The sequence below is a fragment of the Bacillus sp. Brlt_9 genome, from assembly GCF_051948935.1.
Classification (GTDB): domain Bacteria; phylum Bacillota; class Bacilli; order Bacillales; family Bacillaceae_G; genus Bacillus_A.
Window position 1 is genome coordinate 522,915 of record NZ_JAYJLO010000004.1, and the last position, 23,789, is coordinate 546,703.

At 36.6% G+C, this 23,789-nt stretch carries 21 protein-coding genes; 4 read left to right on the forward strand and 17 right to left on the reverse strand.

The features are described from left to right. Positions 1-49 precede the first annotated feature (49 nt). The 11 genes from moaD to VF726_RS19235 form a co-directional block, all read right to left on the reverse strand. Positions 50-286: a molybdopterin converting factor subunit 1 gene (gene moaD / locus VF726_RS19185; RefSeq protein WP_440171200.1), complete on the reverse strand. Its 237-nt coding sequence runs from the start codon at positions 284-286 to the stop codon at positions 50-52. A 4-nt stretch (positions 287-290) separates the two neighbouring features. Continuing rightward, entirely contained in the window at positions 291-755 is a 465-nt protein-coding gene (gene moaE / locus VF726_RS19190) for a molybdopterin synthase catalytic subunit MoaE (RefSeq protein ID WP_440171202.1), read from the reverse strand. Further along, on the reverse strand, positions 736-2,043 hold the full coding sequence (locus VF726_RS19195) for a molybdopterin molybdotransferase MoeA (RefSeq protein ID WP_440171204.1): 1,308 nt from the start codon (positions 2,041-2,043) through the stop codon (positions 736-738). The genes moaE and VF726_RS19195 overlap by 20 nt, the downstream gene beginning before the upstream one ends. 18 nt (positions 2,044-2,061) lie before the next feature. Beyond that, positions 2,062-3,078: a molybdopterin-synthase adenylyltransferase MoeB gene (locus VF726_RS19200; protein ID WP_440171206.1), complete on the reverse strand. Its 1,017-nt coding sequence runs from the start codon at positions 3,076-3,078 to the stop codon at positions 2,062-2,064. 24 nt (positions 3,079-3,102) lie between these two features. Then, a complete protein-coding gene (locus tag VF726_RS19205) occupies positions 3,103-3,882 on the reverse strand; it encodes a formate/nitrite transporter family protein (protein ID WP_440171208.1) in 780 nt (259 codons plus the stop codon). Between the two features lie 200 nt (positions 3,883-4,082). Further along, a complete protein-coding gene (gene moaA, locus VF726_RS19210) occupies positions 4,083-5,099 on the reverse strand; it encodes a GTP 3',8-cyclase MoaA (protein ID WP_440171210.1) in 1,017 nt (338 codons plus the stop codon). A gap of 20 nt (positions 5,100-5,119) precedes the next feature. Beyond that, positions 5,120-5,917 (reverse strand): formate dehydrogenase accessory sulfurtransferase FdhD, encoded by a 798-nt coding sequence (gene fdhD / locus VF726_RS19215; protein WP_073515879.1) that lies wholly within the window; start codon positions 5,915-5,917, stop codon positions 5,120-5,122. Positions 5,918-5,933: 16 nt separating this feature from the next. Further along, on the reverse strand, positions 5,934-6,278 hold the full coding sequence (locus tag VF726_RS19220) for a DUF2294 domain-containing protein (RefSeq protein WP_000039582.1): 345 nt from the start codon (positions 6,276-6,278) through the stop codon (positions 5,934-5,936). Positions 6,279-6,393: 115 nt separating this feature from the next. Then, a complete protein-coding gene (locus VF726_RS19225; RefSeq protein ID WP_440171213.1) occupies positions 6,394-6,876 on the reverse strand; it encodes a DUF1641 domain-containing protein in 483 nt (160 codons plus the stop codon). A 12-nt stretch (positions 6,877-6,888) separates the two neighbouring features. Next, the gene (gene fdhF / locus VF726_RS19230; RefSeq protein WP_440171215.1) at positions 6,889-9,828 is read right to left on the reverse strand and encodes a formate dehydrogenase subunit alpha; all 2,940 of its coding nucleotides are present in this window, start codon (positions 9,826-9,828) and stop codon (positions 6,889-6,891) included. Then, a complete protein-coding gene (locus tag VF726_RS19235) occupies positions 9,821-9,988 on the reverse strand; it encodes a hypothetical protein (RefSeq protein WP_033665216.1) in 168 nt (55 codons plus the stop codon). The genes fdhF and VF726_RS19235 overlap by 8 nt, the downstream gene beginning before the upstream one ends. Positions 9,989-10,274: 286 nt before the next feature. On the opposite strand from VF726_RS19235, the gene VF726_RS19240 reads away from it, so the two are divergent. Genes VF726_RS19240 through VF726_RS19250 form a run of 3 tightly spaced genes read left to right on the forward strand, consistent with a single transcriptional unit; the run spans position 10,275 to position 14,044 of the window. Beyond that, positions 10,275-11,813: a spore germination protein gene (locus VF726_RS19240; protein ID WP_440171217.1), complete on the forward strand. Its 1,539-nt coding sequence runs from the start codon at positions 10,275-10,277 to the stop codon at positions 11,811-11,813. Continuing rightward, positions 11,810-12,907, forward strand: a complete 1,098-nt coding sequence (locus VF726_RS19245; protein ID WP_440171219.1) for an endospore germination permease — start codon at positions 11,810-11,812, stop codon at positions 12,905-12,907. The genes VF726_RS19240 and VF726_RS19245 overlap by 4 nt, the downstream gene beginning before the upstream one ends. Continuing rightward, on the forward strand, positions 12,908-14,044 hold the full coding sequence (locus tag VF726_RS19250) for a Ger(x)C family spore germination protein (RefSeq protein WP_440171221.1): 1,137 nt from the start codon (positions 12,908-12,910) through the stop codon (positions 14,042-14,044). An 80-nt stretch (positions 14,045-14,124) separates the two neighbouring features. Here VF726_RS19250 and VF726_RS19255 read toward each other — a convergent pair whose 3' ends face one another. The 4 genes from VF726_RS19255 to VF726_RS19270 form a co-directional block, all read right to left on the reverse strand. Further along, on the reverse strand, positions 14,125-14,259 hold the full coding sequence (locus VF726_RS19255) for a hypothetical protein (protein WP_001116179.1): 135 nt from the start codon (positions 14,257-14,259) through the stop codon (positions 14,125-14,127). 57 nt (positions 14,260-14,316) lie between these two features. Continuing rightward, positions 14,317-17,679: a tubulin-like doman-containing protein gene (locus tag VF726_RS19260; RefSeq protein WP_275719092.1), complete on the reverse strand. Its 3,363-nt coding sequence runs from the start codon at positions 17,677-17,679 to the stop codon at positions 14,317-14,319. Positions 17,680-17,752: 73 nt separating this feature from the next. Then, positions 17,753-19,852 carry a vWA domain-containing protein gene (locus tag VF726_RS19265; RefSeq protein ID WP_440171224.1) on the reverse strand — a complete coding sequence of 700 codons (2,100 nt, stop codon included), beginning with the start codon at positions 19,850-19,852 and terminating at the stop codon, positions 17,753-17,755. Positions 19,853-20,103: 251 nt separating this feature from the next. After that, the gene (locus tag VF726_RS19270) at positions 20,104-20,439 is read right to left on the reverse strand and encodes a hypothetical protein (RefSeq protein ID WP_440171226.1); all 336 of its coding nucleotides are present in this window, start codon (positions 20,437-20,439) and stop codon (positions 20,104-20,106) included. Between the two features lie 134 nt (positions 20,440-20,573). On the opposite strand from VF726_RS19270, the gene VF726_RS19275 reads away from it, so the two are divergent. Continuing rightward, entirely contained in the window at positions 20,574-20,963 is a 390-nt protein-coding gene (locus VF726_RS19275; protein ID WP_151634227.1) for a hypothetical protein, read from the forward strand. A gap of 40 nt (positions 20,964-21,003) precedes the next feature. Here the strand turns inward: VF726_RS19275 and VF726_RS19280 are convergent, their stop codons facing one another. Together VF726_RS19280 and VF726_RS19285 are read right to left on the reverse strand one after the other, a co-directional pair. Beyond that, complete coding sequence (locus tag VF726_RS19280; RefSeq protein WP_087958775.1) at positions 21,004-21,723, reverse strand: class I SAM-dependent methyltransferase; 720 nt, start codon at positions 21,721-21,723, stop codon at positions 21,004-21,006. 112 nt (positions 21,724-21,835) lie between these two features. Beyond that, positions 21,836-23,542 (reverse strand): peptide ABC transporter substrate-binding protein, encoded by a 1,707-nt coding sequence (locus VF726_RS19285; protein ID WP_440171228.1) that lies wholly within the window; start codon positions 23,540-23,542, stop codon positions 21,836-21,838. Between the last annotated feature and the right edge of the window lie 247 nt (positions 23,543-23,789).

Consider the following 23,789-nt stretch of genomic DNA (forward strand, 5'->3'; position numbering starts at 1 on the left):
TTCTCATAATTCTAATTTATATACAACATCTTCTTGGCGAAAAAGCTTATTATCCCCCGCTAACAGGCGGAATGAATGCGACTACATCTCCAGCTTTTATCATCTCTTCATTCGTTACAAATTCTTCATTAACAGCCACCATCACTTTATCTAGCGATTGTAAACAATAGCTTGCTTTGAGCCATTCTTTTACTTGCTGCACTGTCATTTCTTGTTTTTCTAAAATTACGAATTGATCCGATCCAACTTCCTCACGCAAATTTGCGAACAATAAAATTGTAATCATCTTCTCATTCTTCCTTCTTCGGTTTTCCTTCTGGATATGCCGTATTTTCAAGTTGATCTCCAATCCACATCGTTCCATCTTCCCAAAATTCTTTTTTCCAAATGGGGACGATTCTCTTTATACGTTCAATCGCGTATTCATTCGCTTCATAAGCGACTTTCCGATGCGGTGATGAAACTGCAATGACTACCGCGATATCCATAATTTCTAACCGCCCTACACGGTGCGTAATTGCTATTTTTGCATCCGGCCACTTTTCATTTATTTCTTCACCAATTCTCGTAAGTTGTTTTACTGCCATCGGTTTATATGCTTCGTACTCTAAATGTAGCGTTCGCTTTCCTTTTGTTAGTTCTCTCACCGTACCAATAAATGTTGTAATTGCACCTGCTTCTCTTCTTGCGACTTTATTCGTTACTTCTTCAACTAATATCGGTATATCTACAATCTCAAATAGCGCTTGTGCCATTAGAAACACCTCTCACTTTATAAAATGTCCAAGGCCATTCACTACCTTCATTCTCTTCCAGCAAGAGAACATCTACGAACATATCTTTTTTATAACCTCTCGTACCACCTGGAAGTACAATAAATATATTTGTCTCTGCCAGAGAAGAAACCGAACTAGATTTATCAAACCCTGACGGATAAGCGATTAACTGTCCGTCGTTATATATCAGTTTTGCTCGCACAAATCTTGTAAATGGATTTGGTTTTAGAAAATCTTCTCCTAATAACGCTTTTTCTCTTTTTGCATGTGCTTTTCTACTAAACATATACGTCCGAATACAAGGTCTTACAAGCAATTCAAATCCTACGTAACAAGCAGATGGATTCCCTGATAAACCAAATAATAACTTGCCATTTAATTGCGCTACAGTCGTAACACTCCCTGGTCGCATTGCAACTTTATTGAAAAGAACCGATGCACCTAACTTTTCGTAAATGGCTGGTAAATAATCATAATCCCCTACTGATACACCGCCTGTTGTAATGAGCATATCTACTTGGCTTAACGCTTCTTTTACAGCTGTAAAACATGTATGAAAATCATCACTAAACTTCCCAAAATATTTTACTCTTCCGCCTGCTCTTCGAATTTGAGACAATATCATATACGTATTACTATTTCGGATTTTCCCTGGCTGTAGTGAATCGTTTACATCCAGTAATTCACTACCAGTCGCTAACAATCCAATTACAGGCTTTCTCGCCACTGGCACCTCACTATAACCGAACGTAGCCAGAAGAGCTGAAATACCTGGATGAATGTATGATCCTCTCTTTGCAAGAACCGTTCCTTTACAAACATCTTCACCTTGAAAAGAAATATTGTCGCCCGTTTTGAATGATCGCTTCACTTCCATATAACTGTTGCCAGCCTCCTCATATTGACGAGTCAGCTCTAACATAACAACCGCATCACACCCACTTGGAATTTGCGCTCCTGTCATAATTCGAACTGCTTGAAACGGACCTACTTTCTCGTGGAATAGTGATCCTGCGCCAATCTCTCCAACTACCTCAAATGCAATTGGTTTTTCATAGCTCGCTAAAGTAGTATCTTCTGCTCTAATAGCAAACCCGTCATACGGTGAACGATTGAATGAAGGTACATCATGATCAGCTACTAAATCCTCTGCTAATATACGTCCGTAAGCTAATTCAATAGGTAGTAGCTCCTTTAATCCCTCATTAGCAAATCCCATTACTTCACGAACAGCTTCTTCAACCGTAATTGGCACTCTTCTTTCCATTATTGACAACCCTTTCTATTAACCGAATACGCGATAATATAGTTGCTTCGCTTTCGAAATATCATTTGTACCATGAATGAAAACACGACCATCTTGAAAAATAACAACGCGGTAATTGTCTAGTTGGCAAGATAGTAAATACGGATTTCGATCTACTTTCCCAAGTTTTTTTAATACTGTTTCTATATCATCAAAATTGTACTGTCTATTTTCTACTGGTCTAATTTGAACTGTATTTCTTCCGCACAAAACAGCTGCCTTCGTTTGATTTTCGTATGATAAATAAGGATAAGTTCGATTCAAACCGCATGATGGACAATCGTCTGTTTTGATTTTCCCTAGTTTTATAAATTGGTTTTGATTACTCCATATATCAAACATGAAAAATGTTTTTCTACTTGCTGAGAAATCTTCTACTAAAATTTTGAGTGCTTCCGCCACTTGATATGCTGCGACGATTTGAACAGCAGGGCTAATAATTCCAGCGGTATCACATGTTACACCTGTAACTGGAACAGTCTTCAGCACACAATGTAAACATGGTGTCTTTTGCGGAATAATTGTATAGCTCATACCGTACGATCCGACGCAAGAACCATATACCCACGGGATATTATGTTTTTGTGATAAGTCATTTATTACAAATCGAATATCAAAATTATCTGTTGCATCAATTATTACATCTACATTTTTTAATAGGTCATCCATATTTTCTGCAACTGCATCCATTACGAAAGCATGTATGTGTACTTCAGAATTAATTTGTTCTAGCCGATTTTTAGCAGCGATTGCTTTCGGCATTTTCTCTCTCGCATCTTGTTCAGAGTACAATTGTTGCCTTTGTAAATTACTCCATTCAACGTAGTCACGATCAATAATCGTCAACTTGCCAATGCCTGCACGTACGAAACTTTCAGCACTTGTACTTCCTAATGCGCCTGCTCCTACAATTAACACATGTTTATTTCGAATTTTTTCTTGCCCTTTACTCCCAATTGGTTTGAACAACTGTTGTCGTGAATACCGCTCAGCCATTACATACCCTTCCTCTCACGAACTCTATTTCATATTAGAATGTTGTTTTTGATAACAAGCAAAGTAAGCAAACCCAACAAATCCAGCTCCTCCAATTACATTTCCGATAAAGACAGGAACGAAATTTCTAGCTAGGTCCATCCACGTCAGATGACCTGCAAAAATAACTGCCGAGATGACAAACATATTTGCTACTACTTGCTGAAATCCAATCACTACAAATGCCATAATCGGAATCCAAATTCCGATTATTTTTCCGACAAAATCACTCGTCCCGTAAGCGAGCCAAAGTGCCAAACAAACGAGCCAATTACAACCAATTGCTAAAATTAAAGTTCTCCCAAATGATTCATGTAACTTTCCTTCTGCTATCGCTACCGTTTTATTTAAATAATCTCCCTCTGTTAATCCCCCAAGATGACCGAAACAATACGCAACAAAAATAGCTCCAACAAAATTCATAAACGTAATCCAAACCCAATTATTGAGTACACTTATCAATGTAATTTTCTTTGCATAAAGTGCCATAGACATTGACATCATATTTCCGGTAATTAATTCCCCTCCTGCTAATACTACGAGCATGAGTCCAATAGGAAAAACAGCGCCTCCTAAAATATTCACTAAACTCCCCCAGCGATCAGGTAAATTACCTAAAACTCGAATGTTAAGTAAAAATCCTAATGAAATAAATGCTCCTCCTAAAAAACCGAGAATAAGCATTGCTGGCAAGGTCTGACTTACTTTTTGAACACCGGCCTCAATTACAAGCTCAGCAATTTGTTCCGGTTTATGAAATGCCATTACTAATTCCTCCATTTTCTCCAAATAAAAAAGCAGCTTCAAAAAACCTCCACAAAACAAAGGTTTTTGAATGCTGCTTAATTTCTCTGCACATCTTTTACAGAGATATCAATCATCACTTTTACTATAAAATAGAAAATCTACAAACGTTGCACATTTTCCATTTTGTATATAATTCATCATAGCGTCACTCTTATATATTAACCACCAATATGTGACATTTCAATTTTAGGCGCTCTTTTTTTACTTGTATGACTTAAGCGTTCATCTGAATAACGATCTTCTCGGTTGTTCCATATATCACGTACGATATATGTTATTTCCTCGTCAGTGTACCCAGATCGAAGTAGTTCTCTCAAATCATTTCCTTTAGAAGCGAACAAACAAGTATATAATTTTCCTTCTGCAGAAATACGGGCTCTCGTACATGAGGAACAGAAGGAATCTGTTACTGATGAAATAATACCTATTTCTTCATCACTTCCGATATAACGATAGCGAGTCGCCACCTCACCTGCATAATTCGCTTCAATCCGTTCTAATGGCATAACTTGATGAATGGCATCTACTATTTCTTGTTTCGAGACGACCTCTTTTAACTCCCAGCCGTTATAATTCCCAACGTCCATATACTCAATAAAACGAAGAATATGTTTATTTTCCTTAAAATATTGCGCCATCTGCAAAATGTCCTGTTCGTTTTTTCCCTTTTGAACGACCATGTTTATTTTAATTTTCATACCGACTTCAGCTGCAGCCTGTATTCCTTCTAGTACTCTTTGGATTTTGCTTCTATTACCATTCAAATAGAAAAATCGTTCTTCTTCTAAGGAATCTAAACTAACTGTCACACGCGATAAACCCACCTTATATAAATCAGGAGCAAACTTTTTAAGTAACGATCCATTGGTTGTTAAGCCGATATCCTCCACACCATCTATTTTATTAAGGCGCTCGATAAGCTGCGGAAGACCTCTTCGCAGTAACGGTTCTCCGCCCGTAATTCGTAACTTTCTTACACCTAAAGAAACAAAAATACGTGTTATCCTTTCAATCTCATCAAAAGATAAAATTTTATCATTAGACAAAAACGAATAATCAGGACCAAATATTTCTTCTGGCATACAATAACGACAGCGAAAATTACAGCGATCAGTAACAGAAATACGTAAATCCTTTAAAGGACGTTGTAGTTTGTCTAATGTGACAGATTTCATATTTATTGCCTCGCTTTTACTTATTTTATATTTAAAACACGCTCTGGATGCGTATATACATTTAAGGATTGATTCCGAATAAACCCTATCGTAGTAATACCTAATTCTTCAGCTAGCTGCAAAGCCAACTCAGTTGGAGCTGATTTTGAAAGTATAATTTCACAACCAATCTTTGCAACTTTCAATAATATTTCCGAAGAAATACGACCACTAAAAACTATGATTTTATCTTTTATAGAAATATTATTTTTTAAACAATAACCGTAAATTTTATCTAACGCATTATGCCTTCCGATATCCATTCGACTTAAAATAATACCATTCACATCACACAAAGACGCATTATGAACGCCGCCTGTATGACGAAATGTCTCCGCAGATTGCTGCATTTCTTTCATTAATCGAAAACAGTCTTCTGCAGCAACCTGTACATGGACGCCATTCATTTTCTTTGCGCTTAGTGCATCATTTGCGAAAACAAAACCTTGTCTACTCATACCACAACACGACGTAATATAACGTTTATTTTGCATTTGTTCGTAATACGGATTCACTTTTTTCGTTGTGACATGAACAAATCCTTCTTTCTCTTGTACCCATATGTCATCAATATCTTCATACTTTCGAATGATTCCTTCAGATGCTAAAAAGCCTATTACCATATCTTCTATATATTCTGGAGTACTAACCATTGTAACAAACTCCTGTCCGTTCATTTTAATTGTGACTGGAAACTCTGTTACAATGCTGTCCTCTATATGTTTAAACGCCCCTTGTTCATAACGAAAGATTTCTCTTTCTACCTGTATCGGTTTCACGATCAGTATCCTTCTCTCACGTTATATTTTTATCAAAAACAAATACCGAAACTGCAATATCTTCTTCCACTTTCATATCTGAAAATAGGTTCACTAATTTCGCTCCAACAAGTTCCTCCAAATGTTCACGGGAATTCGCAGCATATACTTCTTGAATCATTTTCGTTCTAGCCATATGAACCATTTCCGCACCGTCCATCGTACTTGAAATGAATTTTTCAGTAGGTGTTAAGTTTCCGTAAAGGGTCGCAATCGCCATATTTTCAGCAAAAACAGTATGAATTCGTTCCGGTCCTTTTCCGAAAAGTTCCTTTCGAAGTTTTCGTATCATATCATTAAATTCATGTACTTTTTTTGACATACAATTATACCTCCCAGAATCCTCATTTTACTTTATTATATATTTTACCAAAATGATCCTTTCGCCCAAACTATTTCGCACCAACATTTGAGCGAAAAGATTCACCTCATGAAGATTATTCGTCTTTTAACCCTTTACCCATACCTTTTAAGAAATGAAGCCCAAACCCGATAGCACGGTTAATATCTGGATCTTTCAATACTTTCATAAGATCGAATACCCCTACTTTTTTATTACTCTCTAGATGTTCATTACCTTCTTCCAGTCCTACTAATAAACTGGCTATAAGTTTTTTCGTAAGTTCCGGATCAAGTTCTGTTAAAGCACCTGCAGCACCCATCATATTATTAATTAAATTTGTAACAGGCTCACGAGTCACTTGGCCAAGAACAATCTTTGCGATTGGTTCTTTCGCCTTTAGCATAGAATTTGCGGCTTCTAGCATTCCGATGTCATTTAATTCCCCGACAATATTAAACATTTGATTTAAAGCTTCTTCATTATTAGCTAGAAGCTCTTTTAAATCATCTAGTTTTTGCTGTTTTATTTCTTCCTCTGTTAATTCTTGTTTTTGAATCATTTTTATAGGTGCAGCCATATTTTTCTCCTCCTACTTATCCGTTAAATGCACATACCCTGGACGTGTCCACTTACGATGTACCTCAATGCCAGCTTGAGGGTGACGTTTTTTATTGCGCGGGTTCGCTTTTGGCATCGGGTTTTCACCATCAACTTCTAGCACTTCCATACGCACTTTCGTCTGTTTATAAGCAGGTGTATTTGTACGCGTATCAACTGCAGGACCTGTTAAGAAATTAATTGCTGTTTCATTATCTGTAGAGTTCATTGGTAAATATAACTCATTCGCTTTTACACGGTCTGTTACAAGTGCACGTAATTTTAACGCCCCAAACGGAGAGACAAGACGAACTAATGAACCGGTTTTCACTCCACGTTCTTTTGCAAGTTCTGGAGAAATTTCAACAAACACACCAGGTACTTTCGTTTGAATACCTGTTGATTTATTTGTCATATTTCCTTCATGGAAATGCTCAAGCATACGACCGTTATTAATGTGAAGATCGAACTCCGCTGGGAATTCAGCTGGACGTACCCAGTCAGCAATCGCAAAACGAGCTTTTTTATCTGGGAAGTTAAATCCATCTTGGAAAAGTAATGGTGTATTCGTACCATCAAAGCTTCCCCAATGGAAACTATTCCATCCTTCCAGTACTTCATAGTTTGCTTGTGAGAATAGTGGTGATAAACTTGCCATTTCAGCAAAGATTTCACTTGGATGACTATAATTCCAGTTTGCACCTAATTTATTCGCAACTTCCTGCACAATCCACCAGTCTGGTTTCGCATCTCCAAGCGTAGGAAGCACTTGATACAGCCTTTGTACACGGCGCTCTGTATTTGTGAAAGTACCTTCTTTCTCAAGAGACGGTGCTGCTGGTAATACAACATCTGCATATTGAGCAGTTTTAGAAAGGAAAACATCTTGCACAACGAAGAAATCAAGGCTTGATAACACTTCGTGTACATGATTCGCGTTAGAGTCTACAAGAGCCATATCCTCTCCGACAAGATACATAGCTTTCATTTTCCCTTCGTCAATTGCATGCAGCATTTCAATATTATTAAGACCTGGTTCACTATTAATTTTCACTCCGTAAGCCATTTCAAATTTCGCACGTTCCATATCGTTAGTAACGTGTTGATATCCAGGAAGCCAGCCTGGTAAAGTACCCATATCACAAGCACCTTGTACGTTATTATGACCTCGAAGCGGATATGCACCAGCACCTGGACGACGATAATTACCCGTTGCAAGAAGTAAGTTTGAAATTGCAGCGGAAGTATCAGATCCACCTGTATTTTGCGTTACCCCCATACCCCAAAGGATACATGTACCATCTGCATCACGAATCATTTCAGCCATTTGAATAAGTGTTTCTTTTGAAATACCAGTCATTTCCTCTGCATATTCAAGTGTATATTCTGTAAGACTCTCTTTGAAATCTTCAAAGAAGTTTACATTCTCATCAATAAATCGTTGATCGTGCCAGCCTTGATCAATCATATATTTCGTAACGGCCATTAACCATACTTGATCTGTTCCTTGTTTTGGACTAACAAAGATGTCTGAACGCTCTGCCATTTCGGTTTTACGAAGATCAGCCACAATTAATTTTTGTCCGTGTAATTTATGTGCACGTTTAATACGTGTAGCTAACACAGGATGACCTTCTGTCGGATTACAACCTACAATCATAACAAGACCGGATTGTGCGATATCTTTAATCGTTCCAGCATCTCCGCCCATACCAATTGTTCGGAATAATCCATCTGTCGCTGGCGATTGACAATAACGTGAGCAGTTATCAATATTATTCGTTTCAAATACTTGTCGAGCTAATTTTTGAATAACATAATTGTCTTCATTCGTAATTTTTGATGAAGAAATAAAACCGATAGCATCTTTACCGTACTCTTCTTTAATAGATCCTAATTTACTTGCAACTACATTTAATGCTTCTTCCCATGTAGATTCAACAAACGCTCCATTTTTACGAATTAAAGGTTTTGTAATTCTTTCTTTAGAATTTACGAAATCCCAACCGAATTTTCCTTTTACACAAGTAGAAATTGCGTTAACTGGTGCATCAGAAGAAGGCTGTACTTTCAGGATTTTACGCCCTTTCGTCCACACTTCAAATGAACAACCTACACCACAAAATGTACAAACTGTTTTCGTTTTCTTCGTACGAGTATCACGCATGGCCGCTTCCACTTCTGATACCGCAAAAATGCCGCTATATCCAGGCTCAACTTCTTTAATTAAATCTACCATCGGTTCGAGAATATCTGGTTTTAATCCCGTCATAAATCCAGCTTCACCGAGCATCGTTTTCTCCATTAAAGCATTACAAGGACAAATGGTTACACATTGACCACAGCTCACGCATGAAGAATCATTAATATTTACTCCTTCATCCCAAATAACTCGTGGGCGTTCTGCTTCCCAGTCTATCGATAACGTTTCATTTACTTGTAAGTTTTGACATACCTCAACACATTGACCGCATGCAATACATTGATTAGGATCGTAGCGATAAAACGGATGCGTCATATCAACTTCACTTACATCTACTTTCGGTTCATAAGGATATTTTTGATGTTCAATCTCCATTAATTCTGCTGTATTATGCAGTTTACAGTTCCCATTGTTGTTGTCACATACTGTACAGTATAATAAATGATTTTCTAGTAACCGATCCATCGCCTCTGTTTGTGCTTCTTTTGCACGAGTAGAATTACGTTCAATGTTCATACCTTCTGTCACTACTGCCGAACAAGAGCGCATTAACTTTCCGTCAACTTCTACAATACAAGTGTCACATGTTTGAATAGGATCTACTTCTGGCACGTAACAAATTTGCGGATGTTCAATCCCGTTCTCATTAATAACACCCAAGATCGTTGAACCAGGATCCGCTGCATACTTTTTTCCGTCAATTGTAATATGAACCATGTTGTTATTCATGGTCTTTCCCCCTTTTTGAGAATAAAAAAAACTCCACCACGAAAATATACGCACCACATTTCGGCACGTTATTATCATGGTGGAGTAGTTTATTAGCACATCTTGCTAAAATACCAATCCATTTATTCATAAATAAAACGATAGATTCATAACAAGTCATATCACGATTCCATCTTTAACACTATAATTATAGCGTTAAAGCTAAAAATATACAATATAAAATTTAAACTACGCATATGTCCGCATAGAACTATCCATAATAACCCATATAAAGTGAAACTTTAATCAGTGGGGGGGTTCTTCCCCCCACTGATTATTAGTTGAACCAATCGGGCTTTTATGGGCAGTTGATCCCCTACCTAACTTCTTTGCTTCCGCTAAATTTTGAGGGGGGGTCTTACTGCCCATTAAAGCGGGATAATATATGACAAGGAGTAAGCAAACAAATGGGGTCTTTTAATAAATGGATACGTGGTGAAAAATCTTTTTCTGCACAAGAGCAAGCTAATCACCTATTACATAAAACTATCTCTTCTTCTCTTTCCCTTAATTTAAAACACTTGTCCAAACTGTTTAGCGGTATTCCAGAATTAATTACACGCACGTTTCCGTTACAAAACGGAAACGAAGCCGCTCTCATATATATGGAAGGACTTGTAGATAAAACTGTTATTAACATTGATATCCTTCGCCCCCTACTATTTAAAGAGTGGAATAAGGACGATTTTTGGGAATCTTCCGTTACAATCGGAAATGTAAAACAAGTTCAGCAGTGGTCAGACATTGAACAGTCCCTTTTACATGGGAAAAGCATTTTATTCATAAATGGACAAATTACAGCGTTAGAACTAGATACACAATCGGCACCAAAAAGAAGTATTGAAGAACCGACAACCGAAACTTCCATAAAAAGCTCACACGAAGGATTTAATGAGGTAGCGAGTGACAGCCTTGCACTTATTCGTCGATATATTCCAAATCGCGAATTAAAAGTGAAGGAATTCACTGTTGGTAAACGAGCTACTTCAAAGGTTTTTTTGCTGTACTTAGCAGACATTGCAAACGAAGATGTCGTACAAGAAATGGCATGCCGCATCGAATCAATCAAAGTGGATGCCATTCTTACTACCGGAGAATTAGAAGGGTTTGTTGAAGATAATTCCTATACTCTCTTTCCGCAATTATCTATCACTGAACGCCCTGACACAACGGCCCATCACATTTTAGATGGACGAATCGCTATTGTTGTCGATCGCTCACCAGGCGTATTAATTGGACCTATGACCTTTTCATCTTTTTTTCAAACAATAGATGATTACAGCTTCAGGCCTATCATTCCATCTTTCATACGATTACTTCGTTTCACTGGGTTATTTATTGCAATATTCGCCCCGGCTCTTTATATTGCTATGATTTCCTTTCATTATGAAGTAATTCCACTTAAATTATTGTTAACAATTGGAGAGTCTCGTGCAAAAATCCCTTTCCCACCTATATTAGAAGCACTTTTAATGGAATTGGTACTTGAAATGCTTCGCGAAGCTGCGGTTCGCCTTCCTGGTCCCGTCGGGCAAACAATTGGTGTCGTAGGAGGGATTGTCATTGGACAAGCTGCCGTTCAAGCAGGAATAGTAAGTAATGTTATGGTTATCGTCGTATCTATTACCGCCGTCGCTTCTTTTATCATCCCCAATTTGGAAATGTCAGCAGGAGTTCGGATTCTTCGCTTTCCAATGATGATAATGGCTTCTTTATTTGGAGTCATTGGCATTATGGTTGGGATGGCCGTTATCATCATCCATATTCTTTCTATGGAATCACTCGGTGTTCCTTACGGTAGTCCTTTTTCTCCGTCATTTGCTTCGGATTTAAAAGACATTCTTGTGCGTTTACCATGGAAACTAATGAAGAAACGACCACTCTCCCTTAACTTAAAACAAGAAAATCGTCAACCGGATATAGAAGAAAAGGAGGAAGATAAGTGACAAATCGTGCAAAGAGGGAGATTAGTTTATTTCAATATATTTTAACGATTAGTGGTGTTCAAGTGGGATTCGGTGTACTTACACTGCCACGTGAAGTGGCACAAGGGGCGAATACAGATGGATGGATGTCAATTATAATAGGGTGCGCTATTACTACTTTAGTCAGTCTATGTATCGTAAAAATCATGGAAAAACATCCTGGTTATAATTTACTTGATGTACTCACTCGTTATCTTGGAAAGTGGCTAGGAAGAGTAGGAATGATTTTTTGGATTTTATATGCTGTTCTTGCAGCTATTTCCTTAATTTTTTCCCTCTTATACGTTATTCACATTTGGATTTTGCCTAGATCTCCGATGTTTTTAATCATGATATTATTATCTATTCCAATGATTATGCTCGCATGTAAAGGTGTTCTTATTATTAGCCGCTATGCTGTTTTTACTGTCTTATTTACACTCTGGATGCCATTATTATTATTTATCCCACTTAAAGATGGGCATTGGGTTTATCTTCTTCCTCTCCTTAAAGAAGGATGGATACCAGTTTTCAACACCGTAAAATCATCTATTATTGCGTTTCTCGGATTTGAGTTTGCATTTGTCCTTTATCCTTATCTCAGTAATAAATCATCTGCCAAAAAAGGGATTGTTCTTGCGAATTTGATTACGCTATTTGTCTATCTTCAAGTCACGTTCGTCTCTTTTGTTTATTTTAGCCCGGATGGTATAACTAAGTTTTTATGGCCCACTCTTTCTCTCGTTACACCATTTCACTTTTCATTTTTGGAACGGTTTGAAATTATCTTTTTGTCATTTTATCTCTTCATTATTTTTGATTCTTGTATTCCCTATATTTTCACTGCTTCAGATGGAATCAATCAATTACTTAACAAAAAAGGGAGTTCATTACCTATTTGGTTTTTATTATTCGGGTGTGTTTTCGTTTTATTCTTTTATATCCCATCTTCGTATCAAATAAGTGCATTGCGAGAATTTTGGGGAACTGCAAGTTATTTTATCGTTTTTCTATTCCCAGTCGTATTTCTCTTATACATGACACTTTATCAGCATTGGAAAAGGAGAAAAATTTAAATGAGACGCTTTATTCATTTCACTACACTTTGCTTTCTCATAACCTTTTTAACAGGCTGTGGAGATCGGCTCGACTTAGAAAAACAATCAATTTCATTAATTTACGGTTTTGATGCAAAAGAAAAAGGAAAATTAATCGTGTACCACGTAAACCCTATTTTTAATGAAGATGTAGAAAAAAAGTTCGAAACTCATGAAGCAATAGTACATACACCTCGAGAAGCAAAAGCGACGTTTAATAGCTCAAGTAACGGATTAGTCTCTACAGAAAAATTACAGCTCATTTTATTTAGCACGAAGTTTTTAAAACAAGAAGGAGCTATGCCTTACCTTGATGTTTGGTATCGCGACCCTAAAAATACAGGAAATATGCGTATGGTTGCAGTTAACGGTCCAATTTCTTCAGTTATATATAATAATTTCAAAGATAAGCCTGCACTTCCTGAATATTTAACAGATTTAATTAATACGAACAAACTATACAATCGAACTGCGTTTACGACATTCCATGAATTCCATAGGCAAACTTTTAATAAAGGTATCACACCTGCTATCTCAGAAATAAAAAAAGGGAAAAAAGACGTGATTGTTACCGGCTCTGCACTATTAACTTCTCGCGGAATCTATAAAATGTCTTTAAATCGCTATGAAAGTGCCCTTCTTCTTATGTTGCAAAAGAAAGCGAATATACCCGTTTCACTTACACTGAAAATCCCTTCTCATTCAGTTGAAAGTAATAGTCATCGAAAAGATACAGAAGGTGACGATTTCGTAACAATAAATGTTCTTAGCATGAATCGTGACATTCACACAGGCTATAGCGGCAACCAATTCAAATTTAATATTGCAATGGATTTTAAAGTTTCCGTATCTGAACTTACATTCAACATGGATATAGATAAAGATAGAAAGAAATTAACTGCACTTATTACAAAACAACTAAAAAAAGATTTAAATGATTTAATCCACAAAATTCAAAAGCAGCAACTTGATCCATTCGGATTTGGTGATTATGCGAGAGCGTTTCAATATAAAGAATGGAAAACGGTCGAAGATGATTGGCCAAGTGCCTTTTCAAAAGCTAATGTGAAAGTAGCGCCTACTATAAAAATTTTAGAAAACGGGATTATTAAATAGCAAAAAACACGCTACTTGCTCTTATACGTTTAAAGAGTAAGTAGCGTGTTATCATTTTTATTTTGAAGCTTCTTATACAGTTACACTTCTGTTTCTGGCTCTTCGTTTTCCGCTTGTTCCAATCTTTGCTGCTCTGCAAGTTCTGCTGAAATCATTCCATAATAAATTTCTGGATACAATCCAAATATTTGATATACACTTCCTAAAAATGGCACCGGAATCCCTCTTTTCTAAAGTTGTATTGCCACTTTTAAGGATTCCCTTTTCATTCATTATACATTCGTTTTTGGCGTTTCCTCTTCATCATGAACACTTAATAAATTTTGCCATTTTTTATAAGGAGCACTATTTGGATCTACATAACCTTTCGCGTACGAACGATCCCACAATTGTTTTATAAACATTTCTTTCTCTTTCTTTGCAACCATATCAGCACCTGTACCATAATAGTTTTGGAAATATAACTCAATTTCATCAAGGAATAACCTTAATAATTCATCAGAAGTTTCTTCTAACGTTGGGTCATATTTTGCTTCACGGTCATACATTAAAATCATATCTAAAATATTATGGACATGCTCTTTACGTAGCCATCTAATATCTTGAGCACCTAATACAAATGGATGTGTATATAAATGTCCACCTTGTATCATCGCCTTTTCTTGTTCTTCTTCAAATCTGGACAAGATGTTTTCATAAATAAATGGGTTATGAAGCAATGCTCTGTGTAATTTATAACTTTCGCTTGAAATATTTTTCCCCATCGATTGAATTAAGAAGCTACGTCCAACGCCGTTATATTGATATACAAACTGACCATCCACAGCAACTAAACTAATCCAACGATACATATACGCGTATAGAAGAGCGCGATTACATTTATCGTAATCCAACTTCGTTTGCGTTGCATTTAAGTCTGGCATGAATGCTGGTAAGTGCCAATACTTATCTAAATGCGGCGTTAAACTAGATTTTTTACTATTCAACTTGTTCACACGGCGATAGTATGACTGAAAATAATCACCTTTATCATTCATAAATCCATTTGCAATATGCCCTGAGGAAAGCTTAGGGAAGTCTTGCAACGATAAACCGTAATGCGCACGATAACAAATGACTTCAAATGGCGAAAAAGCTTCATGTACTGTATCTTTTTCTTTAAACATTTCTTGAATTAATTCCTCTTGTAGTTCTTTCTTTAAAGATGGATGTATACCCCAATATTGTAATTCCCTATGGTGGGAAACTTTCGGAACGAATGGACTTGCTAAATGGAACAAGTCTTCAATTTTTTCACGGACGTACTCATCACGATCACGCTTCTTATAATCCGCCTCTTTTCGTAACGCCTCAACGATATTCAGCTCTAATTTATCACGATAGCGTATTTGTAATTCATCGTAGCAATAACTTAATATGTGCTCACGATAAAAGTCTTCTACTTTTTTCGATTGAATCTCTTCTGTTTTCGCATCTCGGCAATATTCCCCGTATAGACTCATATAAATTTCAGCAGATATATCTTTCGGTAATACACCTAAATTTAAATGTTGCTGCATATCTTGCCATATCTTTTCTTGCAGCTTCTCTTCAGCTAATACGTATACATTCGTTGGGTTTGTTTTCCCTTCAAATTCCTTGCTTCGTTTTTGAATTTCAAACAGTAAGTTTTCACGTGTTTCATGTAAATTATCAAAAAATCTTTCCCAGTATTGAATCATTTTGTTAACTGCTTGATATAGCGATTGATACACGAGTTCTAATAGCATTTCTTTACGATACTCGTTTAATTTGTGTACGTACTGCGTTACAATATCTTCAAATTCTTTTTTAAATAAACGTTGCTGATTATTAATCATTTTTCCAAACCAGCCTTGTTGCTGCGCGATTTCTACTCGACGCACAGCTGTTACCGTTCCATCAATATTACTTACATTAAATTTCTTATCGTAGTTTTGAATTAAATTACGCTTTTGTTCATTATTTTCATGTAGTCGATTCATTTTTTCTACTAACTGCTTTCGAATTTCATACAACATAAAACGAGCTGATACTGGATGAACAGGATCTGTTTTCTTTAAAAACCATGTATTTAATTGATAGGACTGCCCCTCAGAACCACTTGGCGAAAAACGGTCTGATTCAATCATGTCATACAATAGTGTCGTTACATGTTCATGTACACGGCTCGGAATCGCATACGCATATAAACGAACCGCATGATCCACTCTTGCTACTTCACCTTTCATTTGCTCCATCATTTTCAGCTTCGCAGCTGAAATTTTACACTCATGCTGCAGACGATTTAATTCCTCGTCTTTTTGCACCGTACGCTGTACATAACTTTCTACAGCTTCTAAAAACAGTTTAGATTTTGCAACACCAACCTTACCACCCTCTGCTCCTTCACGCGTTTCATTGTACATTTGTCTATAGAAAATATGAGCCTGTTCTGGACGAGTAGCAAGATGTTCTAAGTCTTCTAAATAACTTTTCCCACGCTCTGGCTTTTCACGCTGCATACCACGTTTTACATCTTGATCGTATCTTTGTTTCTTCTCTTGAAACAGTTGATCTAAATGAAGCCAAGATTCATCTAAACCTTGCACGGCCCATTTTAAAGCACAATATTTTAACACGTGCTCATACGGATAAATAATCTTTGCTGTTCCTGCCCCGCAATATCGCCCTTTCCCGCTCGATTCTGCTAATTGCTGAATTTGATTATCTTCCTGCGCAAAATGATTTGCAGACATCGGACTAAATAACTGTAAATAAATCGTATTTGCCATTTGCTCCATATAATCCGATAAATTATGCAGATGGTGTCCATGTAGGTTTTCGTAATCGTATAAGAAACAATAATTGTACGGTAAATGATGTTGTTTAATCGTATGATTTGTTCTGCCGTCTTCATCTACTTGATCAGGTCGATACTCTAATTCAATAGTAACGCCACCGCGTTTAGATAATTCCCCCGTAGAACCGAGTGTAATGGCATGTAATTCTTTTAACGATGCATAGCCGTTTGCTTGCACCGTTTCAAACTCTTTCGCACTAACCGTTCTTGTCTTCACTAACACATCCGGCATTAAAAATGCACCGCGTATTAAAATGTTGTGATGCTGCAGTTTTTTCCGGAGCATTTCACGTAAATATAATGCAATTTGCAGAAACATCCCTGAACCTGTTCCGCCCGCTAGTGATGTTACGATAATAACACGCACTCCATATTCAGTTTGATCGCTTGTAACCGGAAAAATCTTCTCAATTTCTTGCCAAAAGGATGTGAGTTTATCCTCTTTCATCGCAGCACGTAACGCTAAACGGGAAATGACGCGTAATTGTCCTGCCCCTTCTGTCAGCGGTTTATCAAGTATGGTCGGATCCATCGGAAACCACTCTGGAATCGTTGGGTCTCCCGCAATATACTCTCTTGGCGTTTTACTCGAACTTGTTTGTGTTTTAAACTTTCGAATATGATCAAATTTACTCAAAGTATTCACATCTGTATCAAATACGTGCATTGCTACTTTTTTTCGGCGCTCCTCAGGTAGCCTTTCATATATTTGATGTGTCACAGTACTACCGATTCCACCTAAACCAATTAATATCGTTGGAACTTGTAACGTCATGTGAACCACCTTCCTATTCTTGCTTGTTTGAAAAGAGGAGGGAAAATTAAAATCCCCCTCTTTGCCCTATCTACTATTCACACTCGTACCTGTAAATCTCTTTACCATATCCTCTATCAATTACTAAAAGTTCATTTGGATATAACGTCTTATGTTCCATTCCAACCTCATCCTCTGTTATAAACATCCCATCAATAATCATTCCTACTACTTGGGATTCTTTCGCTACAAATATCGATTTCGATCCTTTCTTTGCTATAAACGTAACGGATTGTACTGTCTTCCTTTCCGCTCTATACGGAATACCAAAATAATGTTTCCACCATTTATTTTTAAGTAATTCTGGCTCAGATTGATATAACCAATCTTTCGCTACTTCTTGATCCCATTCGTAATACAATAGTGCTTTCCGGTGAAATCTTGGGCGGACAATCCAACCTAAAATGATTATTCCCACTATTAACAGTAATAAAGTGATAGGAATAACAAACTTAAAGATAAGCGCATATTTTTCATAAAACGGTGCATTTTGAATATGAAGTGATATTCTTTTCTTTACTTCTTGTAGTTTTGAATCTTGCACTACGATGGTAGCTTCTACGGTGCCGGTATCTGTGAAATTAAATGTGTCGGAGTAATGAGGGCGAGGATAAATATAAATTTGATTACCATGTTGTTTTATTTCATAGTTGATTGATTGTTTAGATGTGACACCAGTAGATTTTAATAGTTTCTTTACAGCTTCTTCTGTCATCGGCTTACCATCTAACTGTGGTTGTATAATAAACGGTTTACTATTCTCTAAATTTGTTACTTTTTCTTCATAATCTTTCGTAACGGTTTGCAGTGATAATTTTGGTTTTTCCGTTACTTCGATTTTAAATTCTTTCGTCTGTCTGTAAAAACCCTTTATGTTCATATGAACTTTCCCGCGCACTAATCCCTTATCAATCTTCGTTTCGTAGTAAAATACATGTTTTTTATCGTCCCACTTCATCGGGTACTGTTTTCCGTCTATTTCTACTTCTGCCTGAAAATATGAAGACTGAATTGGTAATTCTGTAGGCTTCGCTTCAATAACAGCAGTAACACCTTCATACATTTTTTCCAAATTCTTTTGACTACTATCATCTTTGTCATAAGTAGAAACGGTATAGTTAAGTGCCGGTTCAACTAATACTTGTAGTCCTTCTTTCTCAATATCCTGGTCTACTTCTATCGTATAAGTTCCTGGTTTAATAATTTCTTGATTTTCCGTACTGATATGAACTATATTTCCGAATAATTTCGCTTCTCCTGGTGCATGTATGGAAAAGGAAGATTGTAATTGTAACGGTTTAGAAATTTGTGTGACCTGATAATCGGGCAGAGAAGGCGATTGTCGTACAAGCGTCATACGCTTTAATGGAAATGGTGTTGTAATCTCTACTTTCTTCCCTACTACTTTCGTTTTTACAATCGATTCAACAGAGGAGAACGGATCACGATTTGCAACTAATGCTGCTACTTGATTGACGCTTTTTACAATACCATCCTCTCCACTAGATGGCATCGTAACGCCATTTATCTCTTTCTTCCATATTTCTTTAAACGTATTTAGTTGTGCCTTTTCTTGCTGTCCTAAATCCTCTTCCATCGTAATTAGAATTGGATGTAGCGATATCTTTTTTGCATCCATATCTTTCTTAAACTGCGCTAGCTTCTGCAAGATTTGTTCTTTTCCGCCAACCTTATCTTTCTCTAAATCATTAAATGCCCCGTCAGTTAAGACAATAAGCCAAAATTCACGTTTCCCATCTATATCTGCTTCCTTTTTTATAGATTGCATCGCCGTTTCTACTGCGCTAAACGGAGTATTTAAATACGTCTTCCATGCTCCAATTCCTTCAATTTCTGTTTGTCTCTTATCCTTCGTTAACGAAATGTTTAATGGATCATTCGGCTTGCTCATTGGAACGTAAGAAAATGTATCTTTTTCATCTAATAGCGCAACTAAACTTTGCAAAGCGTAATTGGCATATTTCCAGCGATCGTTATTTCTCATGCTGCCTGAATCATCATATACAAGTGAAACGACCCTTTCCTTTGCCTCCTTTCCTTTTGCAAAAGTCCAAAAAGGATGTAACCATATAAATAGAAACAACATGAATGTGGCACAAATTCGAATTTTCATGATGAGGCTTCGCCACCTTTGTAGACAAATTCCTATGTTTAAATTTATGAGAGGATACAAGATATATGACTTGTATTTTAGGACAACTAACACAGCATAACTTTATTATGTAAACAGTTTTATAAACTGAATATAATTCCTTCTAGCGTTTTTTATCTGATACTATAAGTAAAAAAAAGCCTGTTTAAGCTCTACACTTAAACAGACTTTTCCTACTTTTTATATTGAAAACACATAACAAAAAGTTTGATTTATTCCTTCACATACACTTCAACAATCGGATTATCTTTATGATCCGCATGTAATCGTAAATTCTCTTCACTTGTACGATAAATGCTAGCTAATAACATAATCGTTAACACGTTAGGAGTTTTTGCATCGCTCCCGTATTTCCTTTCAAGCGCTTCTTTATATTCAAAATCCAAATCCCCTTGCACATATGTATACACTTCAAAGCCGTCTTCTAAATTACAAACTACTGTATCAATAATATCTGCCCCTACTTGCTTCTTCATTTCCTCTCGCAATGCTTCAATAAATTCTTCCCACGGTACTTCGTATGTCTGAAACTGATCTGTAGATTTCATGCCTTTTCCTCCTTATATATCCTCTTCCTATATTTCCCCTTTCCTATAACAATTATGATAGATAGGGCATTCGTACAAGCCGCACTTGTCCCCTTTACATATCGTATTACTGTAATGCGGAAGGAGGAAAGAATATGCATAGACAAAAATGTTATGATACGTGCCGGCGTTATTTCGGTAAAGTCGTTCGCATTGAAGATCGTGATGGTCGCATTCATTTAGGTAAAATAATTGATGTGACAAACAGCTCTGTATGGATTGAGCCAGTGCAACAGCGCTCATCTTTTGATACTGGATTCGGATACTATGACGCATATGCAAACGGTGGTTGTGATCTTTGTGGCGGCATTAGCAGATGTGATAGTTGCGGATTTGGTTGTGGTGGTGGATTCAGTGGCTGTGGATGTGGCGGTCGTGGTTGCGGTAGTTGCGGCGGCTGGGGAGGCGGCGGTTGTGGATGGGGCGTCGAACTCGGATTTGGTTTCATCTTCGGAATTACATTAGCTGCATTATTTTTCATTTAACATAGTAAAGAGTTGACTACCTTTAGCCAACTCTTTACCTTTATTTTTCACATATAAAAATACGATGACCTAAAATGTGCTGGTACATAAGTCGTACATTTTCATGCTGCACCCATGCCTCATATAACTCATTCGGAATAAATTGTGATACATTCCATTCCGGCTCTTCTATATAGCTAGAGATCGTTTCCGCAATTGTACCACCGCCAGCAATAGTAACCCGCTTAAAATTTGCTTTCTGAAATAATTGTACCCACTCGCTCTCAGTTAATAGTTCTTTCATCCCGTATAATTGAGAGATTTTTTCTTCCTCTCCCTTATCAATGTGCCTATCAATAATCATTTCAATGACAACAAGCTTACCGTCTTTCTGTAATACACGATAGCACTCTGAAATAACCTTTTCTTTTTCTGTAAAAGCAAGTATCGATTCTCCCAGTACGAACTCAAATGATTCATGCAAACATGGTAATTGCTCTACACTTCCTTCAATTAATTGAATATCTATTCGTTCAAATGACCATCTATCTTTCGCCTTTTGAATCATAATCTCATTCTTTTCAACCGCCGTTACTTTATAACCACATTCTTTTGTCATGTACGCCGCTGTTTTCCCTGTACCGCAGCCGATTTCAAGGACATTTGCTCCATATTTAAAAGGCAATTGTGCTAACAATTGTTTTGTTAACGTAAAACCACCAGGATGAGCACTTCCTATTCCGTAATAAGCTAGGAAATCGATGTAAGTATTTCGTTTCATAAAATTCTCCTTTAAATTTTCTATAATACATATATTCACCCATCAATAAATCGTGCACATAAAAAAGCATTTCCAAGTGCTATACTGCAACTTGAAAATGCTCTTCTCTTTTTTATTTCTCTTCAATATACGCCCATTTGAAGCTATATTCTGGGCTAATATTATGCTTCACAATGCCCTTTATATTCGGTTTCATTACATATGATTTAGCACTTTGATATAAAGGTACAAGTGCTACATCATCCTCAAGTAACAATTTCTCTGCCTTCCCTAACTCTGTCCAACGTTTTTTTGCATCAGCCATCCATTCTGTCTTACTTTTAGTAATAATGTCATCATATTTTGAATTTGAGTAGCTCATCTGGTTCTGTGAATTTGTTGTTTCAAACATATCAAGATACGTCATTGGATCCGCATAATCTGGATTCCAGCCACCATATGAAAAATCATAGTCTTGGTCTGATTCTAATTTTAGTTTTTGCTTAAATGGTTGCAGTTTAATATTTACTGTCACGCCTTTCAAATTCTTTTCAACTTGATCTTTTACATACTCCCCAACCTTTTTCGCATTACCAGTATCATAATTTAATAACTCTATTGTCACTTGATCTTTTCCAAGTTCTTTTTTCGCTTCTTCCCAAGCTGCTGCTGCCTTTTTGGAATCTTGTTTTAAACCATTCTTGAACGTTTCTGCGAAATCTTTACCGTCTGGTCCACTCGCTAAACCTTTTGGTACTAAGTAATCCACTGGTTTTGAACCATCATTTAAAATGACATTCGTTAAAGCTTTTTTATCAATTGATAATGCAATTGCTTCACGTAATTTTTTGCTCTTTAACGGTGTATCTTGCCCGCCACGTTTTTGGTTTAGACGTAAGTAAAACGTACTTGTTTCCGAATAGGCGCCAAATTCTTCTTTATTATTTCTATACTTATCAACAAATTCTCCTGATAAAAGTGCAAAATCAATTGCACCTGTATCATATAAATTCACTCTAGTAGCTGGTTCTTTTACTACGCTATAGTTAATTTCCTCTAGTTTTACAGTCTTTTTGTCCCAATACTGCTCATTTTTCTTTAACTTCCAGCCTTGCTCATGTTTCCAATCAGTAAGAACGAACGGTCCGTTATATACTGTTGTATCAGACTCTAAACCGAATTTATTCCCTTTTTCTTTTACGAACTTTTCATTTAATGGATAGTATGATGCAAATGCCATTAAGTTCAAGAAATATGGCACTGGTCTTTCTAGTTCCACTTCAAGCGTATAATCATCTGTCGCTTTTACACCTAATGTAGAAACTTCTGCTTTTCCTTGATTAATTGTTTCTGCATTTTTAATATAGTAAGCAATAAATGCATACTCAGCAGCTGTTTTTGGATCTACTAGACGTTGCCATGCAAATACGAAATCTTTCGCTGTTACTGGATCACCGTTTGACCATTTTGCATCTTTACGTAATTTAAATGTATATTTTTTACCATCCTCGCTTTTTGTGCTAGATTCTGCTACAGCTGGTATTGGCTTATTATCTTTATCGAGGCGATATAAACCTTCCATCGTATTCCCTAAAATTTGTGCGCCAAGTGTATCTGTACTTTTTGAAGTATCCATCGTCGGAATTTCATTTGTTTCTGTACGATTTAGCACCTGCTTCGCTGCATATTTAATATCAGATTTCTTCTCTTCCCCGCCATTATTAGACGTTGTAGTCGGTTTCTTCTCTCCACCAGATCCAGAAGAACATGCTGTTAACGCCATACTCATTGCTAAAACTGGCACTACAACTGCCGTTAGTTTTTTCATTTTTTTCTTCATTCTTGTACCCTCCCCAATTATATGTACGAAACTAACTTTGAGAGATTTTCTATGAATTTAGTTATTAATACCTGTTAATTACCTTCAGTTTTTAAGTTTTAATTTATAGTAACTATGTATTTTACTATTACTACTATACGAATTCTCCCCCATCTACTATATGTCAGTACTACTTTTCTTATTCTTCTCTATTTAATTGAATAGAAAAAGAGCGTGTTAAAAGTATAGTATCTACTTTTAACACGCT